Consider the following 15,160-nt stretch of genomic DNA (forward strand, 5'->3'; position numbering starts at 1 on the left):
GTTCCCTATCTATATATGCTGCAGCTATCGTCGCAACTATGAATGGATCAAGAAGTAGTTAATTAACCGTGCAGGAGTAAACTAAAAAGTAAAGGAGGCATGCCTATGTTTCCAGAAGTGGACGACTTCATAGAAATTGATAGTGAAGGACACCCGCATAACGGTCTTATTGGCAGAGTTGTCTCACTCGCCCCGAATAGGGTTACTTTCAATCTGTATGGTAAGGAAGTTTCTATTGCGGAGCGTTTTGTCAAAGTAAAAGCAAAACTAGGAACACGGGCACATATCCTACTGAGTCGGAAGTCTATGCACTGGGAACTGGATTCTCTGGATTTCATAGGCTTATATGTTCTTATGGACATTGCTTTATGGATGCGAGACTACGAGTGGTGTAGAGATATTCAGCAACGGATGGCTAAGGTGGGCTAAGCGCCCACCTTTTTTCACACCTTATTGTAAGCATGTCACGACCATAATAGGGAAGACAAAAGAAGGAAGGAAATAAGGTTTGAAATCAAATGGCATGGTTATTGGCAAAATGAGCGTCAGCAGTTACTTTTATTTAGCACATTAAACCGGACGAAGAGAAGTTCAAATTCATCCAAGCTACTCCATGATTCATCTTAGACAATTTAGCTCACCTTTTCTTTATTCTATTTCTTCAGTCAGAGGCTTTGCATCTAAGGATTTCTATTATTCAATTGTAGACTTCGTTTGGAAAATACTTGTAAAACAAAAAGGATGAAAATTGTTAAATGAAGAAAATTAAGTTGACAGTGGCATTAGCCATGACGATTACTGCTTGCTCCCCGCATGAGAAAACATCGGATTTCGATAATAATCCGATCCCCCAAGTTTCTGTGTCAGAAAGTGTGTTTAACGTTAGACACCTCTTGTCGATAGAGGCGAATAAAAAAGAGCCAATCCCAATGATTGCAAAAGCTGTACTCGAAGCAAAACCTGTACCTAAAATGACAGCTGCTGCAGATAAACCGAAAATTACGCCTAAATCTATTGCTGTCGTTACAAAGTCTTCCACTGTGCAAAAGAACATAGTGAACCATCTTCTCAAGTACAAGGTAAACAAGTCAGACTCTACTAAGTTTGCCACTCTTATCGTACAAAATAGCAAGACTTACGGTGTCGATCCTTATACTATACTAGCAATTATTCAAGTTGAAACGGGGGCGACATTCGACCCTAACCTTGTCAGTACTCACGGTAGCGTAGGCTTGTTACAGGTGCTCCCCTCCACACAGAAATATATGAATATATCGGGGAATCTCAAAAAACCTTCAATCAACATCAAAATTGGCACTAAGTACCTTGCCTATACTCAAAAGAGATTCGGCAATGAATTGGGAATCGTTGCTTATAATCAAGGCGAGGGGAACGTGAAACGAGGGACGTATAACACTAAGTATTTGACCAAAGTTAATAAAGCATTGGCAAAAATCAAAAAGTAGTTGCACAGGATCATGGTTCAGGACAACAAGGTTACGAAACTCAAAACAGCACAGGAAAGACTTAGAGTCGGCAAGAAAGTCTATCTGCTTAAAGCCTCCAAGCAATATTAGTTAAACTACAAAGACATGATAGGGTAAATAAAATCGAAACTGAAACGGCATGGGAAAAACCCTCATGCCGTTTTTTTATGTGAAAACAAGGACGTCCATAGCATAAATGAAGGGAAGTAAAAATTCGTTTAAAAACTCAGATATCTGGATGTAACTCTGTAAATGGGGTGGGGCAAGGTTTCTACAAAAAACGGTTTTTCTGTCACTGTTGGACAAAGTCAGAAATTGTTGATCCTTCATGGAAATAAGTCGTTGATTAGCTTTTCAAAGTTTCCGTCTTTTTTGAGATGAGCTCAGCGCTTCAACTTCATTATATTGGCCCCGAGAGGGGGCTTTTCTATTTGTTCACACCTCCTGATAGGGTTAGCGCGACTACTAAGAGTATGCAGGAAATAATTTTGTTTGACACAGGAAGGAGACCAGAAAATGAGTATTTCACACCTCTGATGTAACGATAACAAGTTGGTAGAACTTCAAGAACTTAATGTAGGCCTTTAAAGTAGGTCCTCAAGATCAAGGAACAAAGTTGCAAAATCACAGCAGATGGGACGTCAGCGGACTTCTCAAAAGTAATACAAAAAAGACAGAAAGTTCGAGGTGAATTAGATAGTGCCGAGTCCCAACTACCTACAGCTCAGGGATAAAGAGATGAAGGATATGCATAATATGGTTCTCTTGAAGGCGTGTAAAGAGAACAGAGAACTCATGGGAGACTTCTTGAAGGCTAATCGAGACTTTATCTTCTCTATTATCAAGCACTACAAGGGGAGTATCCTAGAACTTAAAACGAAGTTCCGAATCACAGAGGACGAACTATACCAACATGCTTGCATTGGCATTTTGACTGCTATCAAGGATTTTGATTTTGAACGAGGCATTAAGTTCACAACATTCGTTGTACGCCCCATCCTCTGGGAAATCAATCAGCTTCTTTATAGTGATTCTCAGTCTGTAAGGTTGAGCAGGGGGGCGGTTGACCTGATTAAGCAAATGGTCGGGATTGAGGATGCTCTAGGTTATCGCCCCGCTGAAGAAGAAATGTCAGCTCTACTTAATGTGTCAATTGAGCGCTATCGCGAGATTGCCATGTTCAGCGATGGCCTTGAGCATTATGACGGGATTGATAATTTTGAATTCGTCAACAAGGACGAGAAAATCCTTGAAGAAGATGTGGCCAATCGTCTTTATGTAGAGCAACTGCTGGATGACCCTATATTTAATGAATTCGAAAAGAAGGTCATGCGCCTGCTCTTGAGCGATACAAGTAACAACAATGCTCAGATTGCTGAACAACTGAACGTATACCCCATGACCATTAGTCGTACTCTCGCACGAATCCGCAGTAAAACTGTGAATAGAGAGTTGAAGGAAGAGGAAACTAAGAGCTCTTCCAAGTATGAACGGGAGATTGAACTTATCGCTCAGGCAACAAAGGAGCGTAATAAGAACTTGTGCATCAATAAAATTACAGAACTACTTGAGGTGTGTGGGTATGACACCAACGCCTACACAACCAGAGTGCTTTATTACATCCGTCAGAAAGCTATTCAACAAAGCGCTTAAATAACTCGCACTTTTTAATAAGGATGCGGGGATCAATATTGTATATAGAAAACAAAATAAAAAAGGACGTTTGGATCACAATACCTTAAAATGTATCATTATTAAAATCACTCTGAAGTCCCTTCTTACGGTGAAAATCTTGAACAGCTGCCAGCGGATGAGACAACAGCCGAATTATCAATTAATCATAAATAATCATAAAAAATTTAGCTAGAGAAATCATCGTATTGGACGTTGGTGAAAAAGAAAACAAAATTTGTATGTTAAGGAGGGGCGACAAGCCCCTGATACTATATGGGAAAGAGTGTATAGGAAAGAGTGATGAGATGAAAGCGCGAACTCATCATAAACCAGAACATCCTTTTGAAAAGAGACTGACGATAACTGCCCATCTATCAGTTCTATTATTCCACTATGAATTCTAAATGAAGGGAGCACTATAAGTGGATACCAACGATTATCACAACTGGAACATAGACCCTTATGACAAGCACCTTACATACTACAAATGAAAATCACCCTATACTACAACAATGAATGCGGTCATTGCCGACGTTTCCATAAGACCATAGACAATATAGCCTCGGAACGTCCGCACATTGATGTCTCTAAAGTCGAATATGTGCCCTCTATACACACAGATGTCATGTTCATACCAACTATGATCGTCAGCCACGGAGGTAGGGAATTAGGGCGCTTCAGCAGTGCACTAGAGAAAAAAACTATCAGCATATGGTTAGATCAACTCGATGAATACATTAAAACTCACTTGTATTCCAACGATATATAAAACTCTTTGAGTATTTTATCTTATCAAGTAGTCCAGGACAGCTCTAAACACCATTAAATTACATCCTAAATTAAGTCTTAAATCAAGTCCCAGTATGTTAATTAAGACCCTTCGGGGTCCTTTTTAGGTTGATAACGTAGAACGGTAATCTGCGCAAGAATACATCCAGTTTGGACAATCACAGCATAATTTTTTATTCATAATAAAGAGGAACAGTATCAACAATGTACACGTGAGTCAACGTCTCAGCGGTTCCATTGTTTTATCACTCTTCCTTGTAGTTTGATGGATCTGTTTGCTCGAATGTCATCCACCAATTCATGACTTCCATCAAAAATATACCTAGTAGCTAGAACTAACATCACACGTTTTTAATTCGACTTTTTGTAAGAAATACCCATTGTATTGTGCATGATTGACATGTAGACATGTACTTCTGGTTTACATCATCCATATGAAAGGAGCTAAACATTATTAGAGTTTCCACTTCTATGACAAATCAATCTTCCGATTGCTTTTACCCCGATTTTTGGGTTCCCTCCTCCAAAGGGGTAACTAGAGGAAATTTATCCCGCTGGCATAACTTCGCTTTCTCACATTATTTCTGTCCTCTCGGTTCTAGTCTTATTATATTCATTTCTCTTCTGACCCTTACATTCCAATTAGTCGTACTACTCCTATAAAAAGATGTGTCAAGTACGTACAAAAGTTCAATTGTGTACAAATCAACTTATATTGGTACTAGAGGTGGTCATATGAAATGCGATTGCGGACGCTTCATCACGCAGAATGCCAAGGCTTTAGCCTCTATCTATGAGACGAATGGTGGCAAGTGTATTCACTGTTTGTCAGAGACCCTGAGTGTTCCTTATCAAGAATTAGTAGATAGGTATATGGGAATCTACGAGTGCCGTCCTTGCGCTCAAGATAAGAAAAAAGAGGAATTAAGAAGGAAATTACTTGGATTAGGGGGTTAGGACATACTGGTTTGAATCGTGAAGCGAAGTGTAAGCCTTGTATGGGCAGACAAAATCCTGAATACTGCAGAGTATGGTAAAGGTTGTGGAGAGTGAAAAAGTCTCTCCCATCCTAAACTAGCCCTGCGCTTTACGGTAAGAAGAAAAATAAAGGGATTGATAAAATGGACTTTTTAATCAAGTGCATTAAGTGTGAATTCAGGTACGTTACTGATAAAGCAAGGGAGAACTTTGCGGCTGAAGAACTGGAAGGAGAATCCATGCTTTGTCTACACTGTATCGGGGAAATTACAGGGAAAGTCTTGAACCGATACAGTTACTTGGTCTTGCCCGAAGAACTAGAAGATTCGAATCAGCGGATGCAAGTTCTACCTAAAACGCCCACTGGCTGTAGACCCTGTATGAAGAAGAGAGGGTTATCGTCATGAAAACGGAACGTATTTACTTGAGAACTACTCCTAATAATAAAAAATATTTACAAAAAGTAGATAAAAATTATTTTAAAGGAAATCTGTCTGCTGTTTTCGAGTACATGATTGAACATCTCGATATACATATGGATTGATTACTCTTAACTGAGTTGCACATTCGCAAAAAAAATGTTAGAGCGGCATAAGGTTAAACGGTCTGCTTTCAGGGAGAGTGAAGTAATGGAGACAAACATTGGGAGATTAATTGCATTTGTTGGATCAGTAAGGAGCGGTAAGACAAAAAAACTAATTGACCTTTACGAAGAAATGATGGGCGACGGTATCAAAGTCGCTGTGTTCAAGCCGTTTATTTCGAGTGAGAGAGAGGGTGATGAGTTTGTCCGTTCTAGAGAAGGTGATAAAGCCCCTGCGAGGGCTGTTAAATATCTGTCTGAAATCCCAGCTATAGTCGAATCGGAGCGTCTGGAGGCAATACTAGTAGATGAGACACAGTTATTTAATCAAGAGGAAGATGGCTTCATAATTCTTGAGGGATTGGCTATGGGAGGACTTGAAGTTTACTTGTTTGGTCTCGATGTTGATTCCGAAAACAACACATTCAGGTATATAGGGGATATTCTCGCTCATGCTGATGAAGTCCATAAACTCCGTACATCATGTGTAAAGTGTGGAGAGGAAGCAAGGATTAGCAAATTCGTGGGCATAGTCAAGTCCGACGTCATACCATATGGTGAGCCGGATGATTATGCCCCTTATTGCCGTTTCTGTTACCACGGATGGAATGACCGGTTGGAAGAACTCCGTAAGACAGCACAGATCACTGTCGGGGGGGACGGCTTCTTTTTTACTTGCGATATCGACATTGAGCGAATCACGGAAATAGGCTACGACGTTGAGACCCTTGACGATAACTTGCGGACAGTTGACAAAATATTAGAATTCATTTCAAAGCTGAAAAAAGCAGATTGATTTTATTTCTAAGCATAAATGATGTATCCCTTTGTTCTTACCATATATTCCAAATTGGGACATTATGAATCGTGAAGTGTAAGTTTTACATTTTAGTATTTTCACCTATTTAAATGTTTTTTTGAAATGTAAATTTTACACTCAATAAAGATTAAAAGATTAAAAGATTAAAAGATTAAAAGATTAAAAGATTAAAAGATAAATAATATATTAAATTAATAAATATTGCGAAAGTCATTACAGACCAATTCTCCCAGTACAACTCAAATATTTTCAAACTAGCATGAACCTAGTTTGTTAGTCTGTTTTTAAATAACCATATAATCGAAGCTTAGTCATATAAAGTGAACTTCAGTAAAAATATTCTTTTGACGATCTAATGTCGATACCCTGTTAACTCAGCACTAACTACTAGGCGGATAGGGGCTAAATACCCCGCCTTTTTATTATCACAATAATACCATTTTGAGAGGAGTTTTCTTACATGGCAGGACCAACTGGGACGCACAAGAAAGAATTAAAAGTTGCTGAAGCACACTTAGAGACAAGGGAAGGAAGCAAGTCGATGGCGACTGATGATGTAAATGTAGTGGATGTGGAGGGGGATGTGGTAGCCGAGTTAACACAACAACTTACTATGTTCGGACAGTTCATTTATAACGCTCAGGATAAAGATACCATCCTGATTGTCGAGAACTTGGGATATGGCGATATTTACGTAAGTGACAAGCATAATCCTCGAGTAGGCAATGAAGATCAACGTCTAATTTTCAAGGAGCAAAAGGCATTCAAAGCTGGAAAGCTGTTTATGATTTCCGCAAGCTATCCCATAGTATCCGTTATTGAGATCAAGTAAAAAGAGTATAGGGCCAGTCTACTTCAATCATGGGTTATTACAGATGCCAGGGAGAGCATCCCCGGCTGATGTTGATATTGTTGGACACCTCAATACGCAGGGCTGTTAGAAATGTTCCCATTTCAGCTTATATTGGTATACGAAGCATTCATAAGAGGATGTGATGTAATAGGAGAATCAACATCTCCAATGTTTACATCTACATTCACATCACGCTTCGTCAAGACCCTCAAATCTTGCCTGCTAGGACTGCCAGCTAACGATTCTCCAGAAAATTTAGCTACCTAAATTCAGAAGAGAAAGAAGCCACAAGACTTAGTCAGTACAACTTGCCCTTGATAATATTTTATAAAAATCCTGGAGCAAGAGGCGAGAATTACCTTGAGTATAGATTCATCGTAGACTTCGATATCTATACGAAGGATGATGTGGTATTGACTGTAAACATCGCTGACCGATTTGCCAGATTTTCGACGACCAGTACCTTGGTATGCCGAAGGGTAGTGTGTTTAAGAGGGAGTACGTCACAAGTTCTGAAGACGATACTGACTGGAAAACACCTACAAGTATTTCACCCAAATAGTTTTCACTATTGGGATAGACGAATAAAGGAGGTTTTTTGAATGAAAGTTACTAAAAACAAAAAAATGCTGATTAAAGGTGCAGGTAAATTCATGGCGAAAATCCCGAACTGTGACGACCTCGTTACAATCGGAACGCTAAATAACATGCGTCTAGACATTCAATTGGATATGCAGGACATCGAGGCTGGCGATTCTAGCGTCGCTCTGGACACTTTGCTGCGTAAGAAGACAATCGACATTACTGCAGAAGCGGCTAAGTTCGATCTCAACCTTGTTAGATTAGTACTTGGCTCAAAACTGCGCGAAGGTGTCTCAGGTTCTGCTTACAGTATGGTTACTGAGACTTTCGTAGTTCCTTCTGCATCTCCATATCAAGCAGAATTGACTCAAGTATCTATCGCTTCTCCTGCACCTAAGTCCTTTGAGGGTGCAGTGGGCGGTCCAGACCTGAGTAAAGACGTGACGATATCCGGTCAGAACGTAGTGTTCGACATGGCACTGGCAGGTAAGACAGTTGTCATCGTCTACGCTGTGGCTCTAACGGGTATTACTCCAGACCCTGATGGCTTTGTATGGGTTCTGGAAGAGAAGCACAACGTTAAACAAAACGGTTCTGAATTCACTACTGATCTTGTTTATGGTGCTTCGCTCAACACAGACCCTCAGATATCCGTCCGTACCCTGCAAGGTAACGTCCTTCTGAAAAAAACGGTCAATCCTAATCCTACGGAAGACCAGTATGTAATTAGCGGCGGCACGCTGAAGTTCAACTCGGCTATGAAAGATGTAGACATTTATGTCAACTACAAGCGTAACGAAGTTGTCGATATCCTCGATATCACAACCAAGGACATGCCGTTGACAGTTCACGTTGTTCACGACGGACAATTCGAACAGAAAGATGGAACGATTCAAGGTTATCAAACTGAGCTGTACCAATGCCGTGTGAAGTCCAACTTCACTCTCGACGCACAACGTCAACAAGCTTCCACACATAGTGTAACTCTAACTGTAATCGACCCTGAACGCTTTGACGGTAAGCTTGGTTCTATCAAGCGTTACGAGGCAGGTTCAGCCCAATCGGTAGATTGCTAATCATTAGACTCCCCTCGGGGAGTCTTTTTACATACAAAATGTTATAGCCTTGGCTTACTCACTTAGAATGTCCTATGAGGTGATTACAAGGATTCCCCCACCTTGTCGTCACTTCGATTAACTGATTCTTGGGGGAGAATTTAAAGGGGGAGTGTAAAGTGAGTGAACGAGATTTAGTAATTCCAAGAGCAGATAGTACTGTGACCAAAGAGATTGCCAGTCAAGTTGAAGAGCAGACACAAGAGGCGGTAACTGAAAAAGAAAAGAATCCTTTGACACAAGAGGAAGCAGAAGTGTGTGAGAAAGTATTCTTTGAAGAGGACGATAAGGTTCGTTTACGTGACGGCAAAACTTACAATATTCCACCATTAGGTCTAATGGATGCTCGAAAGCTAATGAATAAACTTAACACGATTGATTCTGGTGTAATCATCGCTAACCTTATCCCTGAAGACGGGGATGATAGATTTGACGAACTGCTTGATGTGCTACTAATGGCATTTAAACCGTACTACAACCACATGACGGTCGAACATCTTGGAAATTACGTTGATTTGGAGACGGCTAAGAAAATTATCGACTGCATGATTGGTCTCAACGGGCTAAAAAAGTCCATGTAACCACTCAGGTAGAGGAAGAAAACTATGACAGCATGCCGCCTGTCAATTGGGCAAATATCTTCTTCAAGCTCGCCCACTACTGCCACTTGAAAAAGCAGGATGTATGGCAGTTAACCTTACCTCAGTTGGGTTATTACCTGGAACAATGTAATGAACACATTGAATTTACTATCAAAGTTTCTAGTATGTCTCTCGGCGGGTTGTTCGGTAGCGGTGTTCCTTCCAACGAAGATTCCAGCGGTGGCGAGGAAGAAACAAGAACCGACGGTAACTACGTGAATGGTTATAAAGTAGCCGATGCGGAAGACATGAGTTTCCTTGCACAGTTATTATAAATTCTCCTGCTCTGCTTCCTTCTAGGGAGGGGCAGGAGTTTTATTTTATGAGGGTGGTGAGATTATGAAAAATATCCAATCTGATGTGATTTTAGAATTTCAGAAATCCATTGAAAACATGACCCGATTGGGACAGGAGATGGCAACTCTCGATGCTCAATTTGGTAGATTAGACCAACGTATTGACGCAATGCGGACATCTCTGTCTGGCCTGCAATCCCAGGTTTCTCGTGGAACTGATGGGAATATTAGACAATCATTAACTAAAGGACTTAACAACTTTATTGCAGGAAACGAAATTTTTCTTCAGCAGTTAGGTTCGACAGGACTGACCGTTCAGCGTGAGACTCTACAAAGCATCTTCGGCAAGATAGAGGTCGAAATTAATGAAGAGTTACGTAAGCATGTCCGTAACATGAATGTTGAAATAGACTCTAGCTATGCCAAAGGGCAGAAGCTACCTATCAGCAACGAAGATTTTAAAGAGATCAACGAGGAAGTCGCTAAGGTTGTAAAAACGCAAATCCATAACCTTATTAAGGTTATTCAAAATCACACAACAAGTCTGGCTGGACCTGAGTCTCTCGAAGGTTTACAAGTTACGGTAGGCAAGAACACCATCATGGCGTTCGTCAATAAAATCAAGCAAGAGATTCTGAATAAGCTTGAGAACCCATATGTAGCGAATTCTAGTGACTTCATAATTACCAAAGAAGATTTGAACAAAGCAATCAAAAATGTAAAAGAAAAGCTGTTGAAGTCGGTAGAAGTGGAAGTACCTGATGTTAGCAGCAAGGAGATCACCGACAATATTAAGAATATCTCGAACGAACTTGAACGTAGTTTTACGGAGTACGTCAACAAAACTGTAGCAGGAATCAACGGGGCGACGACAGGCAAGCTGGACGTTCCAATACAAAACCTTAGCAATAAAGTCAAGAAGATTATTGCAAGAGAACTCGAAACTACGGTTGATCAATTGGACACTCTTGGAACAGTGGATTTAGGTTCTTTCCGTGGGAATGAATTGGAATATCAACTTGAACGAGTGGCTAAGGCTCTCGACAAGAAAATGAGTAATAGTGTACAGGAAGAGATTGACCAGATAGTTAAGACAATTAACAATGTGGAAATCACGCCTGAACCTAAGTTAAAGCGTCACCTCGTCAACCAAATTAATCATATTAATAATGCCATGATTGATAAAATCCGCGAACAAGTGGATGAACAAGTACAGTCTATCATCCAGGAGATTAATGAAGTCCAGTCAAGACCAAAAGGATTAAACCGAGACGCTAAGATACAAAACGCAGGAGGTCTTGACATTTCTACAGAATCCTATTCCGAGAATGGCAAGAACGACAGCACAACACCAAGTGAAACGGTATCCAACGGAAACAGTTCAAGTCAGGAGAACAGTTTTGCAGGAACAATAAGCAACGTGGCTCTGGAGTCCGCAGTCTCTAACATGATGCGCAACAACATTACAGGCGTTATGGTCGGTGCACCGATGCTTGTTTTGAACCAAGCTGTCGAGACCTTCAAGTCTGTTCAGACAGAACAGATCAAGATGATTCAGAACTTGATGATGAAGGACAAGTACAATAAAGATGAAAATGGAAATGTCCTCAATAGCACCAACATGGCTGGAGTAGAGAGTACTGTCAACGAACTACAATCCTTTATTCGACAACAGTCCATGTTTTACGGAACGGACTACCATAAACTTTATCAAGTTGGTGGAGTAGCTTCCGGTTTTCTCAAAGAGCCTGTTGAAATGAAAGAATTCGTACGGGTGACTGCTCAGTTGCAGGCCCTCACCCCTGGTAGTGACCCTCTTAAAATTGCAAAGGGTCTTGAGTCAGCAAAGTCGCAGTTCGGCCTTGAGATGTCCGACATGGAAGATAGGGTGGCACATCCGATAGCAGCAGTATCTCGAGTCACGAATACAAGCGTCGAGGAACTTTTCGACATTATAAAGCAATCCGGTTCTGCTTCTAACAATACCAAAGTTGACTCTGAGACAGCTATTGTAATGGCTGGCGCTTCCAACCAATCTCCTGCAATAGAAGGGACAAATGTCAGTCATTTCTACAATTCCATTGTAGAAAGATTACAGCCTTCTAACTTGCTGAACAAAATGGATAAGTTGGCTGTTGACCCGAACTACGGTGATGATGGCGAGAAAGTAGCTGCCAAGCTTCAGTCTCCTGATGCCATGAAAAAACTGCAGGAACTTGGTCTTGCGAACGTTACGGATACAGGAGGACAACTACTGGTTCCAGCCAAGGAACTCTTCAAATCCATCTCTCAAAAGTTGTCCGGTGCAGACAGTCTAACAGTTCGCAACACAGCTGATACCCTGTTCGGTACATCGCAGTCCTCAAAGGGTGCTGCGGCAATGCACGAAGTCATGAACACGTTCGTCAAGGTAATGCAAGTTACTGATAACTTCAATAAGTCCCAGTACGAGAAAATGATTATGACTTCACTAGACAACCCTCTTGTCAACACTAAACGAGCAACACAAGGGACTACCATTGCCTTTGATGCTATCGTTCAAGAAATGACTCCTGCCATAAATAAAGTGTCCTATGCACTTATTAACATGGCAGATAACGTGGCGAAGAATGCTCAGATATTTGTAGCTTTGGGTGATGTACTCTCAAATGTGGTGCTCGGAATGCTAATGCTCAAAGGTATAAAGTGGGGAGCTGGAAATCTAGGTATTAGAAGTAACTTTGAGAGTGAGACTGCACGGACTGCTTTCCTAGATAACATGAAAGATGTAAGTGTTGATAGCGACTTCAAGAAGTTAAATCGACAAGAGGTAGCTGCTATGCAGCAAGATCCACTGCTGAATCGATATGTTCAGGAACTGAATGGTATGTCGGAAGAACAGAGTAGACACTTTAAAGATTACATTTCTGAAAAGAAAGTTGATATAAAAGACATTCCAACTCTGTTTACTACGATGGACGAAGCTAAGAATTGGGAGAAGCAGACGGAGTTAACAGACGATGAAAAATTCGACCGGACAAGGCAGTACAACAACCGTCTGAGCACAAGAGCTGAATTGGCTAGTGTTATCAACCCTAGCCTTCTGACCAGGTTGAGCAATAGTACAGCTAGTCAGGGGACATTCGGAACCTACAGAGCTAACGTATCTGGATACACCGAATTGACTGACAGAATGTCCCAAATGTCTCAAGGAGATTTCAATGGATTTGAAGACCACTTGGTAGACAGACAGCGCAATGGTTTACCTCAAATTAATGATATTAAGAGTCTTAGCGATGCGATGGATGACTATCAAAATAGTCAAAGGGACGCTGCCACATCTGCACGACGAGCCTCCCCTGAATTTGGTAACTTATCCAACGCTGTGCGTGGAATGAACTCTGCATTGTCTCAGACTACATCCCTGAAGACTGGTTTCAAACAGTTCTTGAAGGACATTCCAGACTTAGGGAGAGGTGCGCTGTCTTCGATAAAGAACTTGGCGGGCGGTATTGCTAAGATGGCACTGGAAATAGCAGGGGCAATTGGGCTTGCTCAAGCGGCTAAGGGGTTGTCTGAGTCGTACCTGTCAACCGACGACCAAAGACTCTTGGCTAAAGCTGACGACCGTGACAACGATCTGAAGGGAATGGTAAACAAAGTAGATGCTTTCGCAGAGGGTGGTTGGTCAGGGACTCGTAACGACTTAACGGGAATGTTCTACTCTGCTATGAACGGAATCACGTCTACGTTCGGTGGAACACCGTCCAACTTTGGTTATATCGAATCTAGCGGTAACCCTTTTACCACTCCTTTTAAAAGTAGTGTGACCAACGACGACTTTGGCATGATGGGCGAAATGATGAATTACTTCAAGTTCTACGGAGGAAGTCAGGAGGACTTCTCTAAGTGGCTCAAAGAGAGAGAAGAAAGTGGAGGGCAGACTGTAGAGGAAGCCGTTGCTGAGTTCAATCAAAAATCAGGGCGCGGTGAGGCAACTAAGAAGTTACGTCAGGAAGCCATTACGAAGCAATACGAAGCTGCACAGCTGGAGGAAAAGGAACAGAAAGAGCTCAGAGATATAGCTAAAAGGACATACGAGGAGAAGTACAAGAAAGGTACGGCCGATTTCTCTTCTATTGATACCGATACTGTACTTAGCCGTGTTTCTGACATTCTGGCGAAAACTAAGGATTCTAGCCAGATCGAAACCCTCCGTTCTCTCATGAGCGGGATGAAGACGGACTCCGACGAATACATTGCGATGCGTAAATCACAAACGGCATCCATGCGTCAGGTATTGAATGATGAATTGGCTATCATTGACCAGTATATCCAAAATGCAAAGACTATTATGGAAACTTCTGATCCTGAGTCGCAAGAGTATCAAAATGCAAAGAATGCCTATGATTCCTTTACATCTGCCAGAGACAAAGTAGCCAATGAAGGTGAGGCAGAAATTCTACAGGAAGAATGGAACAACCGTCAGGAAACATACCAAGGTCAGGTGCGCAAGGTAAATAACAGTCTGTCAAGAATTGATCTTCTCACTCAGGCGAAGGAATTAGCCGCGGCATACAACATGGATACTCAGTCTCAGGAATATCTGGATACCATGAAACAAATCACCCTGAATAAGCTGTCTGCGATGAAGTCCGAACTCTCCAACCTCAAAGCAATCGAATCCATCGGGGATCTCTCCGAAGACCAAGCAACGCAGGTTTTACAGCTTCAGAATCAAATTGCCAACGAGCAAGCAAGAATTAAAGAATACAACCTTGCATCCATCGGTCTAGGTACTGCAGAAATTCAGAACAACAATTCGGAACGCGAGAACAGGCTACTGGAACTCAAACTTCGTGCTGGAAACCCTGATGATTCTTCCCCAATACTACGTAACAGACGTATCGCCAACGCCAAGGAAGAGGTATCCGAAATCAATCAGGTAATTACTGACCTGAAGGCTAGGCTACCTGCGGCAGGAGCTGACGAGACCTATAAGATTAATCAAGAAATCCGCGACTTGCAAAAGCAATCTTTACAGACTCAGTTAGGAATCTTGAGTGAAATGAAAGCTTCGGCAGGCACGTTCAACATGCCAGATGGTGTACAGGCTATGAGTCGCTACCAGTACCTCACACGGGGGAATACTCATAACACAACTACCATTGGAGCAGGAGACGTGACCGTAAACATCACGCTTCCTAACGTGACTAACGGCATGACATCCAGCCAATTGCAACAGGTCGGACAGTCCATCGGACAAGGCTTGTCAGTGGGACGTGTGGGCGGTCTTCGTAACCAACAAGCCATGAACCCAATTAACTACCGAAGTTAGCAACTCACTCCCCATCTTAAAATGA

10 protein-coding genes are annotated in these 15,160 nt (G+C 41.6%); all 10 read left to right on the forward strand.

Annotated features, from left to right (window positions below; all coding sequences use genetic code 11):
• Positions 1-105: 105 nt before the first annotated feature.
• The 10 genes from ACETMN_RS16360 to ACETMN_RS16405 all read left to right on the forward strand — a co-directional run bounded on the left by ACETMN_RS16360 (position 106) and on the right by ACETMN_RS16405 (position 15,135).
• Positions 106-429: a hypothetical protein gene (locus ACETMN_RS16360; protein WP_091018831.1), complete on the forward strand. Its 324-nt coding sequence runs from the start codon at positions 106-108 to the stop codon at positions 427-429.
• A 326-nt stretch (positions 430-755) separates the two neighbouring features.
• Positions 756-1,466, forward strand: a complete 711-nt coding sequence (locus ACETMN_RS16365; protein ID WP_091018829.1) for a transglycosylase SLT domain-containing protein — start codon at positions 756-758, stop codon at positions 1,464-1,466.
• 816 nt (positions 1,467-2,282) lie between these two features.
• A complete protein-coding gene (locus ACETMN_RS16370) occupies positions 2,283-3,140 on the forward strand; it encodes a sigma-70 family RNA polymerase sigma factor (protein WP_411736374.1) in 858 nt (285 codons plus the stop codon).
• Between the two features lie 508 nt (positions 3,141-3,648).
• Positions 3,649-3,930 carry a thioredoxin family protein gene (locus tag ACETMN_RS16375; RefSeq protein ID WP_082219096.1) on the forward strand — a complete coding sequence of 94 codons (282 nt, stop codon included), beginning with the start codon at positions 3,649-3,651 and terminating at the stop codon, positions 3,928-3,930.
• A 1,627-nt stretch (positions 3,931-5,557) separates the two neighbouring features.
• Positions 5,558-6,307 carry a hypothetical protein gene (locus tag ACETMN_RS16380; RefSeq protein WP_411736375.1) on the forward strand — a complete coding sequence of 250 codons (750 nt, stop codon included), beginning with the start codon at positions 5,558-5,560 and terminating at the stop codon, positions 6,305-6,307.
• Positions 6,308-6,791: 484 nt separating this feature from the next.
• A complete protein-coding gene (locus ACETMN_RS16385) occupies positions 6,792-7,163 on the forward strand; it encodes a hypothetical protein (RefSeq protein ID WP_411736376.1) in 372 nt (123 codons plus the stop codon).
• Between the two features lie 623 nt (positions 7,164-7,786).
• Complete coding sequence (locus ACETMN_RS16390; RefSeq protein WP_091020944.1) at positions 7,787-8,842, forward strand: hypothetical protein; 1,056 nt, start codon at positions 7,787-7,789, stop codon at positions 8,840-8,842.
• Positions 8,843-9,000: 158 nt separating this feature from the next.
• Positions 9,001-9,462 (forward strand): DNA polymerase III subunit gamma/tau, encoded by a 462-nt coding sequence (locus ACETMN_RS16395; protein WP_091020945.1) that lies wholly within the window; start codon positions 9,001-9,003, stop codon positions 9,460-9,462.
• A 32-nt stretch (positions 9,463-9,494) separates the two neighbouring features.
• On the forward strand, positions 9,495-9,797 hold the full coding sequence (locus ACETMN_RS16400) for a hypothetical protein (RefSeq protein ID WP_235431569.1): 303 nt from the start codon (positions 9,495-9,497) through the stop codon (positions 9,795-9,797).
• Between the two features lie 64 nt (positions 9,798-9,861).
• A complete protein-coding gene (locus ACETMN_RS16405) occupies positions 9,862-15,135 on the forward strand; it encodes a hypothetical protein (RefSeq protein ID WP_091020946.1) in 5,274 nt (1,757 codons plus the stop codon).
• Positions 15,136-15,160 lie beyond the last annotated feature (25 nt).

The organism is Paenibacillus sp. M2 (genome assembly GCF_046713495.1).
Classification (GTDB): Bacteria; Bacillota; Bacilli; order Paenibacillales; family Paenibacillaceae; genus Paenibacillus; species Paenibacillus amylolyticus_B.

What these genes read in the sequence shown, in the direction of transcription:
- ACETMN_RS16370 (WP_411736374.1), top strand. Translation starts at nt 2,283, where the DNA reads ATGGGAGACTTCTTGAAGGCTAATCGAGACTTTATCTTCTCTATTATC.
- ACETMN_RS16360 (WP_091018831.1), top strand. Translation starts at nt 106, where the DNA reads ATGTTTCCAGAAGTGGACGACTTCATAGAAATTGATAGTGAAGGACAC.
- ACETMN_RS16365 (WP_091018829.1), top strand. Translation starts at nt 756, where the DNA reads ATGAAGAAAATTAAGTTGACAGTGGCATTAGCCATGACGATTACTGCT.
- ACETMN_RS16380 (WP_411736375.1), top strand. Translation starts at nt 5,558, where the DNA reads ATGGAGACAAACATTGGGAGATTAATTGCATTTGTTGGATCAGTAAGG.
- ACETMN_RS16405 (WP_091020946.1), top strand. Translation starts at nt 9,862, where the DNA reads ATGAAAAATATCCAATCTGATGTGATTTTAGAATTTCAGAAATCCATT.
- ACETMN_RS16400 (WP_235431569.1), top strand. Translation starts at nt 9,495, where the DNA reads ATGCCGCCTGTCAATTGGGCAAATATCTTCTTCAAGCTCGCCCACTAC.
- ACETMN_RS16385 (WP_411736376.1), top strand. Translation starts at nt 6,792, where the DNA reads ATGGCAGGACCAACTGGGACGCACAAGAAAGAATTAAAAGTTGCTGAA.
- ACETMN_RS16390 (WP_091020944.1), top strand. Translation starts at nt 7,787, where the DNA reads ATGAAAGTTACTAAAAACAAAAAAATGCTGATTAAAGGTGCAGGTAAA.
- ACETMN_RS16375 (WP_082219096.1), top strand. Translation starts at nt 3,649, where the DNA reads ATGAAAATCACCCTATACTACAACAATGAATGCGGTCATTGCCGACGT.